The organism is Brevundimonas sp. TSRC1-1 (assembly GCF_049898245.1).
In the GTDB taxonomy this organism is placed as follows: domain Bacteria; phylum Pseudomonadota; class Alphaproteobacteria; order Caulobacterales; family Caulobacteraceae; genus Brevundimonas; species Brevundimonas mediterranea_A.
This window is the reverse complement of the sequence record NZ_JAFCXI010000002.1, coordinates 704905-725713: the sequence shown is the minus strand read 5'-3', so window position 1 is coordinate 725713 and position 20809 is coordinate 704905. Positions and strand designations below refer to the sequence as shown.

The 20809-nt window shown below is 65.6% G+C and carries 19 protein-coding genes; 17 read left to right on the top strand and 2 right to left on the bottom strand.

Annotated elements, in window-relative coordinates; all coding sequences use genetic code 11:
- The first annotated feature begins 150 nt into the window (after positions 1-150).
- Together ACP7CK_RS09525 and ACP7CK_RS09520 are read left to right on the top strand one after the other, a co-directional pair.
- Positions 151-579 carry a VOC family protein gene (locus tag ACP7CK_RS09525; protein WP_426025840.1) on the top strand — a complete coding sequence of 143 codons (429 nt, stop codon included), beginning with the start codon at positions 151-153 and terminating at the stop codon, positions 577-579.
- Positions 580-1032: 453 nt separating this feature from the next.
- Positions 1033-1335, top strand: coding sequence for a hypothetical protein (locus tag ACP7CK_RS09520; protein WP_292147964.1), 303 nt, complete (start codon positions 1033-1035; stop codon positions 1333-1335).
- Positions 1336-1376: 41 nt separating this feature from the next.
- Here ACP7CK_RS09520 and ACP7CK_RS09515 read toward each other — a convergent pair whose 3' ends face one another.
- Positions 1377-2243, bottom strand: coding sequence for a pirin family protein (locus ACP7CK_RS09515; RefSeq protein WP_426025839.1), 867 nt, complete (start codon positions 2241-2243; stop codon positions 1377-1379).
- A gap of 285 nt (positions 2244-2528) precedes the next feature.
- Between ACP7CK_RS09515 and sdhC the strand changes: the two genes are divergently transcribed.
- The 14 genes from sdhC (at position 2529) to ACP7CK_RS09445 (ending at position 18460) form a co-directional block, all read left to right on the top strand.
- Positions 2529-2993, top strand: a complete 465-nt coding sequence (gene sdhC, locus ACP7CK_RS09510) for a succinate dehydrogenase, cytochrome b556 subunit (protein WP_081836258.1) — start codon at positions 2529-2531, stop codon at positions 2991-2993.
- Positions 2990-3409, top strand: a complete 420-nt coding sequence (sdhD, locus tag ACP7CK_RS09505) for a succinate dehydrogenase, hydrophobic membrane anchor protein (protein ID WP_154726779.1) — start codon at positions 2990-2992, stop codon at positions 3407-3409. Before sdhC ends, sdhD begins: the two co-directional genes overlap by 4 nt.
- 7 nt (positions 3410-3416) lie before the next feature.
- A complete protein-coding gene (gene sdhA / locus ACP7CK_RS09500) occupies positions 3417-5216 on the top strand; it encodes a succinate dehydrogenase flavoprotein subunit (RefSeq protein WP_035310652.1) in 1800 nt (599 codons plus the stop codon).
- A 12-nt stretch (positions 5217-5228) separates the two neighbouring features.
- On the top strand, positions 5229-6026 hold the full coding sequence (locus ACP7CK_RS09495) for a succinate dehydrogenase iron-sulfur subunit (protein ID WP_035310651.1): 798 nt from the start codon (positions 5229-5231) through the stop codon (positions 6024-6026).
- Between the two features lie 17 nt (positions 6027-6043).
- Positions 6044-6409, top strand: a complete 366-nt coding sequence (locus ACP7CK_RS09490) for a gamma-glutamylcyclotransferase family protein (protein ID WP_426025838.1) — start codon at positions 6044-6046, stop codon at positions 6407-6409.
- A 225-nt stretch (positions 6410-6634) separates the two neighbouring features.
- Positions 6635-9661: an Eco57I restriction-modification methylase domain-containing protein gene (locus tag ACP7CK_RS09485; RefSeq protein ID WP_426025837.1), complete on the top strand. Its 3027-nt coding sequence runs from the start codon at positions 6635-6637 to the stop codon at positions 9659-9661.
- A 65-nt stretch (positions 9662-9726) separates the two neighbouring features.
- Positions 9727-10047 (top strand): 2Fe-2S iron-sulfur cluster-binding protein, encoded by a 321-nt coding sequence (locus tag ACP7CK_RS09480; RefSeq protein ID WP_008259676.1) that lies wholly within the window; start codon positions 9727-9729, stop codon positions 10045-10047.
- 273 nt (positions 10048-10320) lie between these two features.
- Positions 10321-11226: a tetratricopeptide repeat protein gene (locus ACP7CK_RS09475; protein WP_426025836.1), complete on the top strand. Its 906-nt coding sequence runs from the start codon at positions 10321-10323 to the stop codon at positions 11224-11226.
- A gap of 54 nt (positions 11227-11280) precedes the next feature.
- Complete coding sequence (locus ACP7CK_RS09470) at positions 11281-11937, top strand: LON peptidase substrate-binding domain-containing protein (RefSeq protein ID WP_369733966.1); 657 nt, start codon at positions 11281-11283, stop codon at positions 11935-11937.
- Between the two features lie 76 nt (positions 11938-12013).
- Positions 12014-12208, top strand: coding sequence for a Trm112 family protein (locus ACP7CK_RS09465; protein ID WP_008261770.1), 195 nt, complete (start codon positions 12014-12016; stop codon positions 12206-12208).
- 199 nt (positions 12209-12407) lie between these two features.
- Complete coding sequence (gshB, locus tag ACP7CK_RS09460) at positions 12408-13361, top strand: glutathione synthase (RefSeq protein ID WP_426025835.1); 954 nt, start codon at positions 12408-12410, stop codon at positions 13359-13361.
- A 61-nt stretch (positions 13362-13422) separates the two neighbouring features.
- The gene (locus ACP7CK_RS09455; protein ID WP_426025834.1) at positions 13423-15039 is read left to right on the top strand and encodes a YifB family Mg chelatase-like AAA ATPase; all 1617 of its coding nucleotides are present in this window, start codon (positions 13423-13425) and stop codon (positions 15037-15039) included.
- A gap of 50 nt (positions 15040-15089) precedes the next feature.
- The gene (locus ACP7CK_RS09450) at positions 15090-16643 is read left to right on the top strand and encodes a response regulator (protein ID WP_426025833.1); all 1554 of its coding nucleotides are present in this window, start codon (positions 15090-15092) and stop codon (positions 16641-16643) included.
- Positions 16644-16684: 41 nt separating this feature from the next.
- Positions 16685-18460: an AmpG family muropeptide MFS transporter gene (locus ACP7CK_RS09445; RefSeq protein ID WP_426025832.1), complete on the top strand. Its 1776-nt coding sequence runs from the start codon at positions 16685-16687 to the stop codon at positions 18458-18460.
- Positions 18461-18523: 63 nt separating this feature from the next.
- Here ACP7CK_RS09445 and ACP7CK_RS09440 read toward each other — a convergent pair whose 3' ends face one another.
- Positions 18524-18661: an entericidin A/B family lipoprotein gene (locus tag ACP7CK_RS09440; protein WP_008261150.1), complete on the bottom strand. Its 138-nt coding sequence runs from the start codon at positions 18659-18661 to the stop codon at positions 18524-18526.
- A 188-nt stretch (positions 18662-18849) separates the two neighbouring features.
- Between ACP7CK_RS09440 and ACP7CK_RS09435 the strand changes: the two genes are divergently transcribed.
- On the top strand, positions 18850-20697 hold the full coding sequence (locus ACP7CK_RS09435) for a DUF885 domain-containing protein (protein WP_426025831.1): 1848 nt from the start codon (positions 18850-18852) through the stop codon (positions 20695-20697).
- The last annotated feature ends 112 nt before the right edge of the window (positions 20698-20809 follow it).

Genomic DNA, 20809 nt, shown 5'->3' with positions numbered 1-20809 from the left:
TGGTCCCGCCCCGCGCCCGTCGCGGTCGAGCCGGGGGAATGATCGCTTTGCGAAAGATCAAGGCGATCCTTCCGCGGAGCACCATTCTGCGGCGTCACACATGTCGGTTCGAAACTCGGATTTCGCGACGCCAGGGAAACAGGACAGGCCATGGGAACGACACAACTGCATCGCGGTCGGCTCATAGACCACATCCAGTTGGTCGTCCGTGATCTCCAGCTCAGTCGGGAATTCTACACGGCTGTTCTGAACGTGCTGGAGATTCCCGTCATCGATACGACCGACGGCTATTTCTGGGCCGATGAACTCGTCGTGTCCTCGCCGGAAAGCGCGGAGAGCCGGGGCGTCCTGACGGGTCGGCATCACCTGGCCTTTCAGGCCAAGGACCGCGCGACGGTCGACGCCTTCTATCGGGCGGCGCTGGCCCATGGCGCACGCGACAACGGCGCGCCGGGCGAGCGGGCCTATCATCCGGGCTACTACGCCGCTTTCGTGCTTGATCCCGACGGCAACAACATCGAAGCTGTGCACCATGGCGAGGCGCGGCGTAGCGCGCCGTCGGTGACGATCGGTTTCTGAGGATTCCGGGAGGCCGACAGGTCCACCTGCGTCAACGCCAAGGTCGGATTTCAGGGCTAAGGCCGGTTTCGCAAACCGACCCGTTGCGGACATTGCGCACAGGGCGCTAGCCGTCGATTGTCACGAGTCCAATCAGGGTGATGGCAATGCTGTTTTACATTTTCCCAATAGCGCAGCCGCCCTGGCTTTACCTTCAAATTGCGATAGCTGGCGCTTGGATCGCACTCGTGGTTTTTGATGTTCGGAATAATGGCCGCAAAGGTCTGCGCACTCTCCTACTGGTGCCCTTGGTGGTCGTCGCCTTTTGGCTGGTGATGATCGGCAACGTCCTGGATAGCTGCTCTAAGGTCGGGTGCTGACACCTGCGAGAGGTCAAAACATGTGAGTTGAACTTGTGATTGATTGACGCACACGTTCGAAGCGCGCAATTTCGCGCCTCTTGAGAGGACTGAAATGAAACGCGTTCAAAACCTCGCCATCGCGATCGCGACGGTCGCCACGACGACGGTGGCTTTCGGCCCTGCCGAGGCCCTGGTCCAGAGTTCCTGGGATCCTAGTCACGTGGCCTATTCTTATGTCTACTACGCCGATGCGGCCAAGACTCAGCAGCTTGGTACAGCTTGGGACACATGCCGCAAAAGCGGCAACAACATCTACGTCATAAGGCCCAACATCCCCACCGCCTATTACGACGAGACGCCTATGTTCGTCTGCTCGGAGATGGGGCCGTATCTGCCACCCGACTGGCCTTACTGATCGGCGAGGGGCGGTTCGATGAACCGCCCCTCTCATGCGCCTCACATCTTCGGCGGCGGGCCGAACTTGCCGGACTGGTAGTCCTCGATCGCCTGGATGATTTCCTCGCGGGTGGTCATGACGAAGGGGCCGTGGCTGAAGACCGGCTCGTTGATCGGTTCGGCGTGGCCCAGCAGGACGACGGCGTCGGTCTGGGCCGTGATCTCGACCGTGTCGCCCTCGCCCAGGGCGGCGAGGTTCCATTCGGGCACGGGGGTTCCGGCGACGGAGACCTGGCCCTTGACCGCATAGAAGAAGACGGTGCGGCCGGGCGCGACCGGAGCCTGGAACCGGGCGCCGGCGGGCAGGCGGACGACGGCCAGATGGATGTCGATCAGCGACTGGATCGGCGCCTTGACCCCCAGCCATTCGCCGGACACCGGCTCGACCACCACGCCGCCCTCGGTGGTGAAGGTGGGGATGTCGGCGGCCTGGAGCCCCACATAGTCGGGCTTGGTCATCTTCAGCCGCGACGGCAGGTTCACCCACAGCTGCAGGATCTCCATCGGCCCGCCGTTCCGCTTGAAATCGGCCGGCGACAGTTCGGCGTGGATCAGGCCCGAGCCGGCGGTCATCCACTGGATCCCGCCCGCCTTGATGATGCTCTCGCCCCCGCCGGAGTCGTTATGAGCCAGTTCGCCGTCCAGGATGAAGGTGACGGTCTCGAACCCCCGGTGCGGGTGCGGGCCGAACGGCAGGCCGGCGTTGCCCGGCGCATAGGTCTGGGGCCCGTGGTGGTTCAGGAACAGGAAGGGATCGACCTGGTCCAGGCCCGGACCGGGCACCGGGCGGCGCGTCGTCAGGTCGCCGATGTCGTCGCGATGGGCGGGATGCAGGCGAAGGACGGGGCGGGGCGTGATCTCGGTCATTCGTCACATATAGGGTGGCGGATTGGACATGGCGAGATCGGAGACGGGCTTGCAGCGCCGCCAGATCGGAAAAATCCAATTCCCGGCCGCCCGCGTAAATCCTCGATCCGAGACAGAGCGTGGATCGATCATGCGCAAATCCGACGGCCACGACACGGAACAGGCCACAGGCGGCAAGAATTCGCGATGTTGGTCACGGTCCGTTGACACCGTCGTTCTAGAGACACAAAAGCCTTCGCAACCGCACACGGCGATTGAATTCATTCGCTTTTGAGAACCATTCGCATGACCCAGCCCAGCCCGACCTCGGGTGGCGCCTCTAGCGACCGGACCGGTCGTTTCGTCACCCAGCCCAACGGTCACGTCACACCGCTTTCGCCCCACATCGGCATCTGGCGCTGGCACGTCACCATGGCGGCCTCCATCCTGTTCCGGGCCACCATCATCGCCGCCACCGTCGGCGCGCTGATCGTCGTCGCCTGGCTGGGGGCCCTGGCCTTCGGACCGGACGCCTATGCGGCCGCCCTGGCCCTGGCCGGGTCGCCGCTGGGCCTGTTCGTCGGCTTCGGCCTGACGGTCGTGCTGTTCTCCTTCATCCTGAACGGGACGCGTCACACGATCAACGACACCGGCAATGGCCTGACCATCAAGTCGTCCACGATCTTGTCGCGCATCGCGGTCTGGGCGCCGGTTCCGCTGGCGATCCTGTTCTGGGTCGTCCTGTTCGCCGTCGGGAGGGTTTCGCTGTGAGCGGTCAAGTCAAAGGGAACGGGGCCCGGTTCAAGAACAACGTCAAGATTTCCGAGCGCCATGGCGCCGGCGAATGGCTGGCCGAGCGGGTGTTGCTGGCCGTCGTGCTGCCGCTGGGCCTGTGGGTCGCCTCGACCGCCTTCACCCTGACGGGCGCCGGCTATGACGCCATGCAGGACTGGTTCGCCAACCGACTGAACGCCGGCCTGCTGGCGCTGACGGCCGTGGTCTTCTTCGGCTACGTCAGCGTGGCCTGGAAGGTCATCCTTGAGGACTATGTGCCCCAGCCGGGAACGCGCAAGGCGCTCGTGGCGCTGCTGAACCTGGTCTTCCTCGTGCTGGCGGCCGCCAGCGTGTTCTTCATCGTGCGGATGGCGCTGGGTTCGGCGCCCCTGCCCGCTGGTTTCGGAGCCTGATTAGCTGATGGCCGCTTACGAACTGATCGATCACGAATACGACGTCGTCGTCGTCGGCGCCGGGGGCTCCGGCCTTCGCGCCGCCCTCGGCGCCGCCCAGCAGGGGCTGAAGGTCGCCTGCGTCACCAAGGTCTTCCCGACCCGCAGCCACACGGTCGCGGCCCAGGGCGGCATCTCCGCCTCGCTGGGCAATATGGGCGAGGACAGCTGGCAATGGCACATGTACGACACCGTCAAGGGGTCGGACTGGCTGGGCGACCAGGACTCGATCGAATATCTGGTCCGTAACGCGCCCAAGGCCGTGTACGAGCTGGAACACTGGGGCGTGCCCTTCAGCCGCACCGACGAAGGCAAGATCTATCAGCGCGCCTTCGGCGGCATGACCCGCAACTTCGGCGAAGGCCCGGTGCAGCGCACCTGCGCCGCCGCCGACCGCACCGGTCACGCCATCCTCCACACCCTGTACGGCCAGTCGGTGCGTCGGGAAGTGAAGTTCTTCGTCGAATATTTCGCGCTCGACCTGATCATGCAGGCCCAGTCTGATGGAACTCAGGCCTGCACCGGCGTGACGGCGCTTCAGCTCGACAACGGCCAGCTTCACCAGTTCCGCGCCAAGATGGTGGTTCTGGCCACCGGCGGCTACGGCCGCGCCTATTTCAGCGCCACCAGCGCCCACACCTGCACCGGCGACGGCAACGCCATGGTGCTGCGCGCCGGCCTGCCGCTGCAGGACATGGAGTTCGTCCAGTTCCACCCGACCGGCATCTATGGCGCCGGCTGCCTGATCACCGAGGGCGCGCGCGGCGAGGGCGGATACCTGACCAACTCGGAAGGCGAGCGCTTCATGGAGCGCTATGCCCCGACCGTGAAGGACCTGGCCCCGCGCGACATGGTCAGCCGCTCCATGACCATCGAGATCCGTGAAGGCCGTGGCGTGGGCCCGAACAAGGACCACATCTTCCTGCACCTGGATCACCTGGATCCCAAGATCCTGCACCAGCGCCTGCCGGGCATTTCCGAAAGCGCCAAGATCTTCGCCGGCGTCGACGTGACCAAGGCGCCGATCCCGGTCCTGCCGACCGTCCACTACAACATGGGCGGCATCCCGACCAACTATCACGGCGAAGTCCTGACGCTGCGCGACGGCAATCCCGACAGCGTGGTGCCCGGCCTTATGGCCGTGGGCGAAGCGGCCTGCGTCTCGGTGCACGGCGCCAACCGCCTGGGCTCCAACTCCCTGACCGACCTGGTGGTGTTCGGCCGCGCCGTCGGCCTGCGCTGCGGCGAGGTGGTGGACAAGGCCTCGGCCGTGCCGTCCGCCTCCAAGGCCCAGACCGACGCCCACCTGGCCCGCCTGGACCGCTTCCGCTTCGCCGACGGCTCGACCCCGACCGCCGAGCTGCGCCTGTCCATGCAACGCGCCATGCAGGCCGACGCGGCGGTGTTCCGCACCGGCGAGACCCTGCAACAGGGCACCGACAAGCTGCGGGCCATCGACGCCGCCGGCGCCGACATCAAGACCACGGATCGCGGCCTGATCTGGAACACCGACCTGATGGAGACGCTGGAGTACGACAACCTGATCGCCCAGGCCGTCGTCACCATCGAGAGCGGGCTGAACCGCACGGAATCGCGCGGCGCCCACGCCCGCGAGGACTATCCGGATCGGGATGACGCCAACTGGATGAAACACACCCTGGCGTGGAAGCGTCCGGGCGAGCAGGTCCAGATCGACTACCGCCCCGTGCACAATTACACGATGTCCGACGACATCGCGTACATCGAGCCCAAGGCTCGGGTTTACTGAGGTCGAACGCAGATGGTTCAACTCTCCCTCCCCCGCGGCTCCAAGCCCACCAAGGGCAAGGTCCACAAGGCCGCGCCCGGCTCCAAGGACGTCCGCACCTACAAGGTCTATCGCTACGACCCCGAGGTCGATGCGGACCCGCGCTGGGACGTCTATGAGGTTCCGACCGGCGACCACGGCCCCATGCTGCTGGACGCCCTGATCCACATCAAGAACACCATCGACCCGACCCTGTCGTTCCGGCGGTCCTGCCGCGAAGGCATCTGCGGGTCCTGCTCGATGAACATCGACGGGCGCAACACCCTGGCCTGCACCAAGGGCTGGGACGAGTGCGAGTCGCACAACATCACCATCGCCCCCCTGCCGCACCAGCCGGTGGTCAAGGATCTGGTGACGGACCTGAGCCTGTTCTACGCCCAGTACGACTCGATCCAGCCCTATCTCCAGTCGGACGAGCCCGACCCCGAGAAGGAACGGCTCCAGACCCCGGCCGAGCGCGAGAAGCTGGACGGCCTGTACGAGTGCATCCTGTGCGCCTGCTGCTCGACCTCCTGCCCCAGCTACTGGTGGAACCAGGAGGAATACCTCGGCCCGGCGGCCCTGCTGCAGTCCTATCGCTGGATCTCCGACAGTCGCGACGACGCCACGCAGAAGCGTCTGGACGACCTGGAAGACCCGTTCAAACTGTACCGCTGCCACACCATCATGAACTGCGCCCAGGTCTGCCCCAAGGGCCTGAACCCGGCCAAGGCCATCGCCGAAACCAAGAAGCTGATGGTTTCGCCCAGCCGGAAGCGACAGGCGGCCTAAACGCCGCCGATGCTCCGATGACCGCTGAGGTCCTGCTGTTCGCCTATGGCACGCTGCAGGACCCGGCGGTCCAGACGGCCGTCTTCGGCCGTGAACTGGGGCCGGGCGCCCCGGACCGACTGAGCGGTTTTCGCCTGTCGCACATCCCCGGCGACGACCTCCCCGTCGACGACACTCAGGTCACGGCCGAGACCGGCCTCACCCACTATCCGATCCTGATCCCGACGACGGACGACGCCCCGCCCGTCCCCGGCCGCCTCTACCCCCTGACCCCCGCCGACCTGACCGCCGCCGACGCCTATGAAGGCGAGGCCTATCGCCGGGTGCGCGTGACGACGCAGGCGGGGGTGGAGGCTTGGGTGTATGTGGCGGCGGAGGCGTGAGGGGCGGGTTGGGCCAAAAGCGGACCTTCTCACGCTGACAGATTGCAGACATTTGCCGCTTGGAGAGCAGATGGCATATCTCAGTTTGCGACAGCGCGGTTGGACTTGTCCTCTGGACACTCGTCGGCCTGCGCCACACTGCGAAAGTCAGCGAGCAGCATTCTCCTCGCCTTTGATTGTTGTCACCGGCTACAATCGCGACGAGTGATCGCTCGGGAGGAGCAGGTGTCAGCACCGAAACAACTATTGGATCTCGTTGCGCGGTATGCAGCGAATCGCGACGATTTCAGAAAGACGACCTTTAACGAGACGCAGGCTCGTATCGAGCTTATCGACCCGCTGTTCACTTTACTCGGTTGGGATATGGCCAACTCGAAGGGCTATTCCGACGAGTACCGCGAGGTGATCCACGAAGACCGCGTACGGGTCGAAGGCAAATCGAAGGCTCCCGATTATGCGTTTCGCATCGGCGGCATTCGCAAGTTCCAGCTCGAAGCCAAAAAGCCTTCGATCAACATTGCCAACGATGGCGCGGCCGCTTTCCAAATCCGGCGCTATGCTTGGAGCGCCAAGCTCAGCCTCTGCGTTCTAACAAACTTCGAGAGCCTCGCGATCTATGACGCGGCCGCTAAGCCGGCGAAAACGGACACTGCAAAGAAGGCTCGCGCTAAGTTCTACAGCTACGCGGACTACGAGGCGAAGTGGGACGAGATTTACGAGTTGCTCTCGCCGGAGGGTATCCAGAAAGGAACTTTTGGCAAGTTCGCCGCCGGTGCCGGAGCACGGCGTGGCAGCACCACGATCGACAACCAGTTTCTGGAAGAAATCGAGTCCTGGAGAAGCGCACTCGCGATCGACATCGCGTCAAATAACCGCGGGCTCGATATCCGCGCGCTCAACCAGGCCGTCCAAGCCCTGATCGACCGCATCGTGTTTCTCCGAATAGCGGAAGATCGCGGCATCGAGAAGTATGGGCGGCTCAGGGATGCTGCCACGAAAGCGCATATCTACAAGCGCCTTATAGAGTCTTTCAGAGAAGCCGATCGTCGATACAATTCCGGCCTGTTCCACCTCATCAAGCAGCATCCGGAGGATGCCGAGGTCGACGAGGTCGCACCTGCCCTCAAGATATCAGACAGGGCACTTAAGCCCATCATAGACGGCCTGTACTATCCCGACAGTCCCTACGAGTTCTCAGAAATGCCCGCCGACGTCCTCGGCCAGGTTTACGAGCGCTTCTTAGGGAAGGTAATCACGCTTACGGCGGGCGTGGCCGAAATCGAAGTGAAGCCGGAGGTTAAGAAGGCCGGCGGGGTCTTCTACACGCCATCTTACGTCGTCAGGTATCTCGTCAACTCCACCGTAGGCGCTGACCTCGCTGTCTCCCAAGTGACCGACATCTCCGGCAAGGGGAAGAAGGCCTCAGCACCCTATCGCGTTGTCGATCCCGCATGCGGATCCGGCTCGTTTCTCATCGAGGTCTACCAAAAGCTGTTGGACTGGTATCTCGCCCAATATGTCAGCAGTGAAAAAACCTATTCAAAAGGAAAAGACGCGACGATCTATAAAAGCGAGGGAGGTTGGAGGCTGAGGATCGCCGAGCGCAAGCGAATCCTGTTGGATCATGTGTACGGCGTTGATATCGATCCTCAAGCTGTTGAGGTAACGAAACTTTCTCTTCTTTTGAAAGTGCTTGAGGGAGAGAACTCCGACGCAATAGCTAAGCAGATGGATCTTTTTAAGGATCGAGTGCTGCCAGATCTTGGCAACAACATAAAGTGCGGAAACTCCCTGATCGGAGAAGAGTATAATTCGCTTTATCCTGCCGATATGTTGAATCCCGAAATCCGCTACACGGTGAACACATTCGATTGGAAGAGCCGGTTCCCGAGTGTTTTTAAATCAGGCGGATTTGACGCGGTTGTTGGTAATCCTCCCTACTTCAGTATTGACAAGACGTGGGGTGCTGGCGACCATAAGACGAGTGCACTGAAGGCCATCTATCCTGATATCCATACCGACAAGACGGATATATATTACTACTTCTTGGCCAAGGGGGTGGACATCACCCAAGGCAGTGTTGGGTTCATCGTTTCACGGGCGTTCCTTGAGGCTGTGAAGGCTGAGAAAGTTCGGCGCTACCTGTCAACGCATTCAGGTGTCCTCGAAATCTTCGACTTCCAGAACTTCCCCGTCTTTGATGGGGTCGGTATCGCGACCGCAATGGTGGTCCTTTCTAAGAGAAAGCGGCCAAAACAGACACGCGTCGTCAAGGTTTCAGGGTCGATCGCGCCGACAGATCGGACGGAAAAGTTCCTGGCGGAAAGCGATGAGCTAGCCCGCTTCGACGTTGCCCGCGCGAATCTTTCGTCGGCCCCCTGGAGGTTATCAAACACAGATATAGCAGCCGTGTTTGCCCGTATCGACAAGTCGGGCGAGCCGCTTTCCCGGCTATGCAAGCTTGGGCAGGGGATGCAGACGGGGTTGAATTCTGTCTTCGGTGGAAAGACTAGGGCCAATATTGACGCCATGGGTGCCAAGCCTACCCAAGTCCGCCTGCGCGTACGGAACACGGATATCCAGCGCTTCCATATCCTCAATCGCGAGGAGCTTATGATCTACCTTGAGGACGTTCCAACGTTTGCGTCGCTGCCAGCCGGTGTGAAGAAATACCTAGAGAGCGAGCGGAGACATCTTGAGGAGCGCGCCGCCTTCATTCGCGGAAATTGCGAGTGGTGGCGGTGGACTTGGCCCCTGCAGAAGGAGCTGTACGGTGGTCCTCGCATCGTCTGTCCATATCTCGCCAAGGAGAACCGGTTCGCGATTGATGAAGACTTCAGCTTCGTCGGACTAACGGACACGACCGTGATTTTTCCAGCGAGCCAGAAAGAGAACCTAAAATATATCTGCGGACTCTTAAACTCTAGGCTCCTGAATCTCAGATTTAAGGGAATCGGGAAGCTCAAGAGTAATGGTATTCGGGAGTATTTTGACAATGCGGTCAGTCAGATGCCCATACGAAGGATTAACTGGACGAAGCTGGAAGACGTCAAAATCCATGATCGCATCGTTGAGCTGCACGACACGCTCGCAGATGCTCACCAGAAGCTGGCGCAGGGGCCTGCGGCCATCGTTGCGCGGGACCTACGCGACCAGATCTCAAACGAGGAGTTCGAACTCGATTCTCTAGTGTGCGAGCTTTACGGTTTTAGCGTTAGAGAGCTGGCGGATGCCGAAAAAGCCTTCGCTTGACCGCGCGGATGAGCCTTCTCCCCATCCGCCCTTGCACCATCCCCCCGGCTTGATATGAGCGGCGCATGGCCAGCATCACCTATATCGAGCATGACGGAACCGAGCACGTCGTCGACGTGAAACCGGGGCTCTCCGTCATGGAGGGCGCGATCCGGAACAATGTGCCGGGGATTGATGCGGATTGCGGCGGGGCCTGCGCCTGCGCCACCTGCCATGTCTATGTCGACGAGGCCTGGCGCGAGGCGACGGGCAAACCCTCGGCCATGGAGGAGTCGATGCTGGACTTCGCCGAAGAGGTCGAGCCCAACAGCCGGCTGTCGTGCCAGATCCGCGTGTCCGACGCCCTGGACGGCCTGGTCGTGCGCCTGCCGGAAAACCAGCACTAGGACCGCCCGGCCAGCGGGCGAAGACGTCTTTCGCCGCTTGAACCGCGCGCCCGGCGCCCCATCTGGATGCAGCGGCGCGGCGAGGCCGGGCGTGAGACGGGGGATTTCAGACGATTCAGACGATTCAGACGGTGTTTTTCCGCAGGCCGAGTCTGAATTCCGCGCGGCGGGGCGCCGCCCCGGGTCGCAGCGGGTCAATTCGCCGCTTGATGCCGGCGCATCCCGTCGCCATCTGAGCCGTTACGATCCTTCGACCCAGCACGGACCCCCGACATGACCTTCGCTGACCCCACCCTGGACCCCACTCTCTCGGGCGACCTGATCAAGGAGGGCACGGACGCCTCCTTCATGACCGACGTCATCGAGGCGTCGAAGCATCAGCCGGTCATCGTCGATTTCTGGGCCACCTGGTGCGGGCCGTGCCGGACCCTGGGTCCGGCGCTGGAGAAGGGCGTGCGCGCCGCCAAGGGGGCGGTGAAGATGGTCAAGATCGATGTGGACGCCAACCCGGCCTATGCGGGCCAGCTGCGGGTGCAGTCGATCCCCACTGTCTACGCCTTCGTCAACGGCCAGCCGGTGGACGGCTTCCAGGGCGCGATCCCCGACAGCCAGATCAAGGCCTTCATCGACAAGCTGACCGGCGGCGCCGGGGGCTCGACCGAAACGGCGCAACTGCTGGAGCTGGGCGAGGAATCGCTGGGCCTGAACGATTTCGGCGGCGCGGCCCAGGCCTTCGCCCACGTCCTGTCGATCGAGCCCGAGAACGAGAAGGCCGTCGCCGGCATGGCGCGGGTCTATCTGGCGAGCGGCGATGCCGAACAGGCCGCCCAGACCATCGCCATGGCCCCCCAGGACTCCAAGGAGCCGGCGGTCCAGAGCGTGCGCGCGCAACTGGCCCTGGCGGCCAAGGCGCCGACCGGGGCTTCCGCCGAGCTTGAGGCCAAGGTCGCGGCCGACCCCGACGACCACCAGGCCCGGTTCGACCTGGCCGAGGCCCAGAGCGCGGCCGGCGACTTCAAGGGCGCGGTCGATAATCTGCTGCACATCATCCAGGCCGATCGCGAGTGGAACGACCAGGCGGCCCGCAAGCAGCTGCTGGTCATCTTCGACGCGGCCGGCGTCAGTTCCGACGTCGCCAAGGACGGGCGTCGCCGCCTGTCCTCCATTCTTTTCTCGTAGGCGCCAAAACACCGGCCTCAAGCAGCCCGCAGGGCGATAGGCCAAGGAGACATGATGCCTCAAGGCTATGTTCGAGCCCTCGATCTGCCGCAGGTGATCCCGGTGTTCCCGCTGGAGGGGGCCATACTGCTGCCGCGCGGCCAGCTGCCGTTGAACATCTTCGAGCCGCGCTATCTCAACATGGTGGACGACGCCATGGCCGGGGACCGGATCATCGGCCTGGTCCAGCCCAAGGGCGGGACTCCGGCCCTGCCCGGCCTGTCGCCGGTCGGCTGCGCCGGGCGGATCACCGGTTTTGCGGAAACCTCGGACGGTCGGTATCTGATCACCCTGACCGGGGTGTCGCGGTTCCGCATCGCCGCCGAACTGCCGTCCAAGGCGCCCTATCGCCAGGTGCGCGCGGCCTTCGACGCCTATGAGGACGATCTGGCGCCCCCGCCGGAAGAGCCGGACTTCGACCGCCACGCCTTCCTCGACGCCCTGCGCGCCTACATGACCCACCGGCTGCTGGACATCGACTGGGATACGGCCGAGAGCGCGCCGATGGAGGCCTTGATCAACAGCCTGTCGATGGCCCTGCCGTTCGAACCGGCCGAGAAACAGGCCCTTCTGGAGGCCATGGGCCTGCTGCCCCGCGCCGAGGCCCTGACCGCCCTGCTCCGCATCGACGCCGCCGACGCCGGTGACGACGCGGCGCCGTCCATGCAATGACGGGCTCAAGTAGCGCGAAGCGCGGTAGCCCCCTAAAGAACCCTCAAGTAGCGCAAAGCGCGACAGGCCCAGAACAATGAGTGACGCCTTCAACACGCCCGTCTCCGTCGATCCCCGCTTGCTGGAGGTGCTGGTCTGCCCGGTCACGCGCGGCAAGCTGACCTACGACCGCGACGCGGGCGAACTGATCTCCGTCGGCGCCAAACTGGCCTATCCGATCCGCGAAGGCGTGCCGATCATGCTGGCCGAGGAAGCCCGTCAGCTGGACTGACTTATACTCCGCTCATCCCGGCGAAAGCCGGGACCCAGTGCTTTGGGCGAAAGGTCGGTGTGGTTCGCACAGCCTTGTCCCCACGCACTGCCGAGCGAAAGAACTGGGTCCCGGCTTTCGCCGGGATGAGCGGATGGGGGTTTCACCGGTGTTCCGGCGTTCTCATCCCGTAAACCCGCTACATAGAGAAGGCCTACCGATGTTGAAAATCGCCATCCAAATGGACCCGATCGAGGCCGTCGACATCGCCGGGGACACCAGCTTCCTGATGGCCGAGACGGCCCAGGCGCGCGGGCACCAGCTGTGGGTCTATGATTTCCGCACCCTGGCTCTGGAGGAGGGCCGCCTCTATTGCCGCGCCCGGCCGATCACCGTGCGACGTGAGGTCGGCAACCACGTCGACTTCGGCGACTGGGTGAAGCTGGACCTGGCCGAGGACGTGGACGTCATCCTGATGCGCCAGGACCCGCCGTTCGACATGGCCTATGTCACCGCCACCTATCTGCTGGAGACGGTCCATCCGAAGACCCTGGTGGTCAACGACCCGGCCCAGGTGCGTTCGGCGCCCGAGAAGCTGCTGGTCACCGCCTTCCCCGGACTTCAGCCGCCGACCCTGATCTCGGCCGATCCCGTCGCCCTGAACGCCTTCCACGAGCAGCATGGCGAGGTGGTGCTGAAGCCGCTGCACGGCAACGGGGGCTCGGGCGTGGTCAAGCTGCGCGCCGACGACCCTAATCTGGACGCCCTGATCGAGATCCACGCCGTGGGCAGCCGCGATCCGCTGGTGATCCAGAAATTCATCCCCGCCGTGTCCAAGGGCGACAAGCGCATCCTGCTGATCGACGGCGAGCCGGTGGGGGCCATCAACCGTGTCCCGGCGGCCGGCGCCGTCCGCTCCAACCTGCACGTCGGCGGCACGGCCATGCCGGTCGAGCTGACGCCGCGCGACCTGGAGATCTGCGCCGCCATCGGCCCGACGCTGAGGGAACGTGGCCTGATATTCGTCGGCATCGACGTGATCGGCGACTATCTGACCGAGATCAACGTCACCTCCCCCACCGGCGCCCAGCAGCTGAAGACCTTCACCGGCGTCGACGCCACCGCCCTGATGTGGGACGTGATCGAGAAGAAGTGCGCCGCACAGGTTGCGTGATCGCCACTTGAATTAGATTTCAGTTCATGGTTCGTTCCTTCTCCGGGTGGGAGAGGACGTCATGGTCGCGCGGGTTGTCACGGTCGCCTTCGACGGGGTCGAGGCCCGGCGCGTGGACGTCGAGGTCCAGCTGGTCGGCCAGGATCAGCAGACGGTGTTCAACATCGTCGGCCTGCCGGACAAGGCGGTGGCCGAAAGCCGCGAACGGGTGCGGGGGGCCTTTGCGGGCATCGGACTGGCGCTTCCGGCCAAACGGATCATCGCCAATCTGGCCCCCGCCGACCTGCCCAAGGAGGGCAGTCATTTCGACCTGCCGCTGGCCCTGGCCCTGATGGCGGCCATGGGGGTGATCGCGCCGGACGCCCTGGACGGCTGGGCGGCCATCGGCGAACTGGGGCTGGACGGCCAGATCGCGCGGGTCGGCGGCGCCCTGCCGGCCGCCGTGGCCGCCGACGCCATGGGGCTGGGGCTGATCTGTCCCGAGGCCACGGGGCCGGAGGCGGCCTGGGCCGGCGGCGCCCGCATCCTGGCGCCCCGCTCTCTGATCGCCCTGGTCAATCATTTCAAGGGAACCCAGGTCCTGCGCGCGCCGGAGCCCGGCCCGCTGGCGACCGGCGGCGTCGCGCCCGACCTGCGCGAGGTCAAGGGCCAGGAGGGGGCCAAGCGGGCGCTGGAGATCGCCGCGGCGGGAGGGCACAATCTGCTGTTCGTCGGCCCGCCGGGATCGGGCAAGTCGATGATGGCGCAACGCCTGCCGGGCCTGTTGCCGCCCCTGACCTCGCAGGAACTGCTGGAGACCTCGATGGTCTGGTCGGTCGCCGGCCTGATCGAGCGCGGCGCCCTGACCCGGGATCGGCCCTTCAGAAGCCCGCACCATTCAGCCTCGATGGCGGCCCTGACGGGCGGAGGTCTCCGCGCCAAACCGGGCGAGGCTTCGTTGGCGCACAACGGAATCCTGTTCCTCGACGAACTGCCGGAATACAGCGCCCAGGCCCTGGATTCCCTGCGCGCACCGCTGGAGACGGGCGAGATCGTGGTGGCCCGCGCCAACGCCCATATCCGCTATCCGGCTCGGTTCCAGCTGGTGGCGGCGATGAACCCCTGTCGGTGCGGCATGGGCGGGGCCGGGCGCGGCGCCTGCGGCAAGGCTCCCCGCTGCCAGCGCGACTACCAGAACCGCATCTCCGGCCCCATGTTCGACCGCATCGACCTGACGGTGGAGACCCCGCCCGTCACCGCCGCCGACATGACCCTGCCCCCGCCGGCCGAGGGGACGGCCGAGGCCAGGGCCCGCGTCGCCGCCGCCCGCGCCATGCAGGAGGACCGGGTGCGCGACGCGGGGCTGGATCCGGCCCAGGGGCTGAACGCCCGCGCCTCGGGCGACACTCTGGATCGGTTCGCCACGCCTGACGAGGCGGGCCGGATGCTGCTGATGCGGGCGGGCGAGGCCGGGGGGCTGACCGCACGGGGCTGGACCCGCACCCTGCGCCTGGCCCGCACCATCGCCGACCTGGACGGCTGCACCGGCGTGCTGCGGCGCCACATCGCCGAGGCCCTGATCTATCGCCGCACCACCGTGGGGGCCGAGGCCGACTTCGACCGACGCCAGGCCCAGCGGGGCGAGGGGTCCGAGATCCGGGAAGCGACGGCGGAACAGGCGCCCTTCCTCTATTCGTGAGAGGGACAATCCTTAACCCGCCGCCCCTATATTGCCGGTCTACGGAGACGATGATGGCGCGACGGGCGGCGACGAAACGGATCGAGACCCAGGCGACGCAGGCCGTGGATCCGGCCCAGCAGTTCCTGCGGCTGATGAGCCACGAGATGCGCACGCCGCTGAACGGCGTGCTGGGCATGATCAATCTGCTGCAGCGCACGCGGCTGGACGGCGCCCAGCGCGCCTATGCCGAGAATGCGCGCCAGTCGGCCGAACATCTGCTGGGCCTGGTCAATGACCTGCTGGACTACGCCCGGCTGGAGGCGGGGTCGCTGGAGTTCGACCTGGCGCCGGTCGATCTGGAAGGCCTGGTGCGCGGCGTCGCCGAACTGCTGAGCCCGCGCGCCCACGACAAGGGGCTGGAGATCGTCTGGTCGGTCGCCGCCGACGCCCCCGACATCCTGGCCGACGAGGGCCGGCTGCGACAGGTGCTGTTCAATCTGGCCGGCAATGCGGTCAAGTTCACCGAGACCGGCGGCGTGCGTCTGTCGGTCGAACGCGTCACCCCGGATCCCACCGACATGGACGACGGGCGCGTCCGTCTGGCCTTCATCATCGACGACACCGGCCCCGGCGTGCCGGCCGAAGCCCGCGCCCGCATCTTCGAGGAGTTCGGCCACGCCGATTCCTCCGACGCCGTGCGCCATGACGGCGCGGGCCTGGGCCTGGCGGTGGTGCGCAAACTGGCGACGGCGATGGGGGGGACGGCTCGGGTCGAGGATCCACCGCACGGCGCCGACGCCGATGCTCGCGGCGGAGCCCGTTTCCGCTTCGAGGCCGGGTTCCTGCCCGTCGCCGGCCCGCGCGACACCCCGCTGCACGGCCAGACGGTTTGCATCGACTCGCCCGATTCCTTCGTCCACGCCGCCGCCGCCGATCAGATCAAGGCGTCCGGAGGCCGGGTCGCCGCCAAGGCCCCGGTGACCCTGGTCGACCATGCGGGCGCCCCCGCCGGCGACCTGGCGCCTCTTCCGCCCGCAGGGCGGGGCGTCGTGCTGCTGAAGCCGTCCGAACGGGACCTGATTCCCCGCTATCGGGCCGCCGGCTTCCACGGCTATCTGATCAAGCCCCTGCGCCGGGCCTCCCTGGCCGAACGGGTTCTGGCCGCCGTGGGCGCGGACCCCGCCGCCCCGACCGCCGTCTCCGCGCCTGAAGACGACCGCGTGGTCCCCGCCCGGTTCGCCGGCGTCCGCGTGCTGCTGGCCGAGGACAATCCGGTCGGCGCCCTTCTGGCCCGCACCCTGCTGCGGCGCGAAGGCTGCACCGTCGAGACCGCCGCCACGGGCCATGAGGCCGTCGCCGCCCTGGCGCGCGCCCGCTATGACCTGGTCTTCATGGACATGCGGATGCCGGGCATGGACGGTCCCGCCGCCGCCCGCGCCATCCGCGCTGCGGGCGACGCCACTCCCATACTGGCCCTGACCGCCAACGCCTTCGCCGAGGACCGGCGCCTGTGCCTGGAGGCCGGAATGAACGACCATCTCGTCAAGCCGCTGGACGCCGAGGCCCTGCGCGCCGCCCTGGCCCGCTGGACGAAACGCGACATCCGCGCCAAGGTCGGCTGAGTTACAGGCGCCCGCGATTCCGGCCGCCGCCGGAGCCGTGCATGACCGATCAAGCCACCCCCGCCGCCGCATCCGGCAAGGCGACGCCCGCCGGCCGTTTCGGTGGTCTGGCCGTCTATGGCGAACGGCGCGTCTTCATCATGCTGTTGCTGGGCTTTTCGGCCGGCCTGCCCAATCTGCTGATCTTCGACACCCTGTCGGCCTGGCTGCGCGAGAGCGGCCAGACGCTGGAGGTGATCGGATTCTTCGCCCTGGCGACCCTGTCCTATTCGCTGAAATTCGTCTGGGCGCCGCTGATTGATCGCACGGCGGTGCCGATCCTGACGCCCCTTCTGGGCCATCGGCGCTCCTGGATGCTGCTGACCCAGGCCGTCATCGTTTTCGGTCTGTGGTCGATTTCCGGTCTCGATCCGTCGAACGCCCTGCTGGCCGTGGCCCTGTTCGCCACCCTGGTCGGCTTCTTCGGCGCCACTCAGGACATCGTCATTGACGCCTGGCGGATCGAGGCGGCGGATGACAGTCGCCACGGTGCCATGGCCGCCGCCTATCAGATGGGCTACCGCGTCGCCATGATCGTGGCCGGGGCCGTGCCCCTGGTCCTGGCCGATCTCTACAACTGGAATGTCTCCTATGCGGTGATGGCCGCCCTGATGGGTTTCGGCGTCGCCGGCGTCCTGTTCGCCCCGCGCGAAAAGGCTCATTCGATCCGACCCATTCCGGTGGGCGACACCCCCTCACGGCCGAGGTGGGAGGTGCTGGAATGGATCGCCCGCCTGATCCTGATCGCCGCCGCCGCCATGGTCGTCGGCTCGGGCCTGACGGCGCAGGCAGGCCCTCTGAATGGTCTGCTGGGTCTGTTCGGCCTTGGAACGGATGGTCAGGCCGCCATCGCCGACGCCTGGGCGGCCCGGCCGGGCGGCGTCTATCTCCAGGTCCTGTCGGTTTTCTCGGGCTTGGCGCTTCTGGTTCTGGCCTGCTGGCCTATTCCCGGCTTGAGAACCCGCCCGGGCGCCTATCTGGCCGGGTCCTTCGGCGAACCTCTGGCGGACTTCTACAAGCGGTTTTCGGGAGTGGCGACGCTGATCCTGGCGCTGATCTGCGTCTATCGCCTGGCCGATTTCGTGCTGAACATCATGAACCCCTTCTATCTGGACCTGGGCTTCACCAAGACGGAACTGGCGGAAGTTCGAAAGGTCTTCGGGGTCGTCATGACCACCCTGGGCGTCTTTATCGGCGGTTGGTCGGTGGCGCGGCTAGGCCTGATCCGCACCATGGTGATCGGCGCATTCATGAGCCCGCTGTCCAACCTGGTCTTCGCCTGGCTGGCGACCCAGGGCCCCAGTCTGCCGGCCCTGACCTTCGCCATCGGGGTGGACAACAGCGCCACGGGCTACGCCGGCACGGCCCTGATCGCCTATATGTCCAGCCTGACGTCGATCGGCTTCACCGCCACCCAGTACGCTCTTTTCAGTTCGCTATACGCCCTGCCGGGCAAGCTGATCGCCTCTCAGTCCGGGCGTATCGTCGAGGCCTCGGCCCGAGCGGCGGAGGGAACCGGTCCATTCGCGGTTTTGCGCCCGCTGTTCGCCCGTCTTCCTGAGGGCTCGCTGGCCGCAGGCGCCGCGACCAGCGGTGTGACGCCGGCCGCCCTGGGGGTCGGCTATGTGGTGTTCTTCCTCTATTCGACCGTCATCGGCGTCTTCGCCATCGTCCTGGCCTTCGTCGTGGCCGCCAAACAGACCGCGCTTCAAGCGCGCCAGCAGAGCGGGGTCGAAGAGGACGCCGCCATCGCGGCGACGGAGGGGCAGCCGTCCTGACGACGCCCAAGAAAAGGCCCGCCGGACGCCGGCGGGCCTCCTTCGTTCCAGTGTTGGCCGGTCCTAGTGCTTGGCGTTTTCGGCACCCTGGCTGACCGCCGAACCGGCTGCGGAGACGTCGCGGCCGACGCCCGAGATGGTGTTGCAGGCCGACACGGCCAGGGCGGCGGCGACGATGGAGAGGGCGATGATCTTGCGCATGGTGAAAACCCGGATGTTATGGTCAAGCTGTCCCCCAACGCCGCGCCTGGGCATAGGTTGCATCAAGCGGCGCCATATCGCGATTTTGACCGATCCCTGTTGGATCGTCGTGACGCTGCCGTGCTGACACGCTTGCTTCGGACGGGCGACGCCCCGAAGGTGGACGCCTGTTCTTCGAGGGGTTGTCCATGCGTCGTCTTCTGATCTCGTCCGTCGCCGGCCTGGCGGTGCTGTCCGGCGTTCCGGCCCTGGCCCAGACGCCAAACGTGGCGCCGACCGCCGCGCCGTCGGCCCAGGCCCAGAGCGAGGACGCGCGGTTGAACGCCTTCTTCGAAGAGGCTTTCCAGGCCCGCATCGCCCTCAGCCCGCAACAGATGACGTCGCTGGGCATCAAGACCGACTATGACAGGCTGGACGACGTCTCGGACGCCGCCGCCGACCGCGCCCTGGCCCTGTCCGAAAGCCAGCTGGCCCGGATGAAGACCGAGTTTGATCCCGAGACACTGGGGCCTCAGGCGCGGCTGTCGTGGCGGATGTTCGAATACGGCGTCCAACAGGCCCGACTATCGAACCAGTGGCGCGACTGGGGCTTTCAGTTCGCCGCCAATGGCAATCCGACCACCAGTCTGCCCGTCTTCCTGATCAACAATCACCGCGTCTCCAGCGTCGCCGACGCCGAGGCCTATGTCGCCCGGCTGCGCGCCGCCCAGGTCCAGATGAGCCAGGTCGCCGACGAACTGCGTCAGCGCGCGGCGGCCGGCGTGGTGTCGCCCCGTTTCGTGTTCGAGCCCTCCATCGCCAATACCCGCAACGTCATCTCCGGCGCCCCGTTCGACGATGGGCCGGACAATCCGGTCTGGGCCGACTTCAACAAGAAGGTCGCGGCGCTGGAGGCCGACCAGGCGACCAAGGACCGGTTGCTGTCCGAGGGACGCGCCGCCCTGACCGGCCCCTACAAGGCCGGGTTCGACACCGTGCTGGCGGCCCTGGCCGAGGTTCAGCCTCTGGCCGACAGCGACGCCGGCGTATGGCGCCTGCCGCAGGGTGAGGCCTATTACAACGCCCGGCTCCAGCTCTCGACGACGACCGACCTGACCGCCGACCAGATCCACCAGATCGGCCTGGACGAGGTCGCCCGCATCCAGGCCGAGATGGAGACCATCAAGACCCAGGTCGGCTTCACCGGCACGCTGCAGGACTTCTTCGTCTTCCTGAAGACCGATCCGCGCTTCCAGTATCCGAACACGCCGGAAGGCAAGGAACAGTATCTGACAGACGCGCGCGGCTTCATCGCCCAGGTGATGGCGGCGGCGCCCCAATGGTTCTCGACCCTGCCCAAGGCGGCGCTGGAGGTGCGGGCGGTCGAACCGTTCCGCGAAGCCACGGCCTCGATCGCCTTCTACAACTCGCCGGCGCCGGACGGGTCGCGGCCGGGCATCTATTACGTCAACCTGTCGGACATGACCCAGGTGCTGAAGCCCCAGATCGAGGGCATCAGCTATCATGAGGGCGCCCCAGGGCACCATTTCCAGATCGCCTACGCCCAGGAAATTGAGGGCCTGCCGCGCTTCCGCCGCTTCGGCGGCTACGGCGCCTATGCCGAGGGCTGGGGACTGTATGCCGAGCAGCTGGGCAAGGAGATGGGCTTCTATCAGGACCCCTATTCCGATTTCGGCCGGCTCTCGACCGAGCTGTGGCGGGCCGTGCGGCTGGTGACCGACACGGGCCTGCACGCCAAACGCTGGAGCCGGGAGCAGGCGATGGACTATTTCCGTCAGAACTCCCTGCTGTCCGAACGCGACATCGAAAAAGAGGTCGAGCGCTACATCACCAATCCCGGCCAGGCGACCAGCTACAAGATCGGCGAGCTGAAGATCGAGGAACTGCGCGACCGCGCCAAGGCGGCGCTGGGCGACCGGTTCGACATCAAGGACTTCCACGCCGTGGTCCTGGGCTCCGGCTCGGTGCCGCTGGACGTTCTGGAAGACCAGGTCGACGGCTGGATCGCGGCGGGCGGCGGGGCGCCGATGGCCTAGACACGCCTTTCTCCCTCCCCCTCGGGGGAGGGGGGTCGCGGAGCGACCGGGTGGGAGCGGCCCGGCAGGGACGCACTTGAATGATGTCGGAAAAATTGCTGAGGACGGCGCT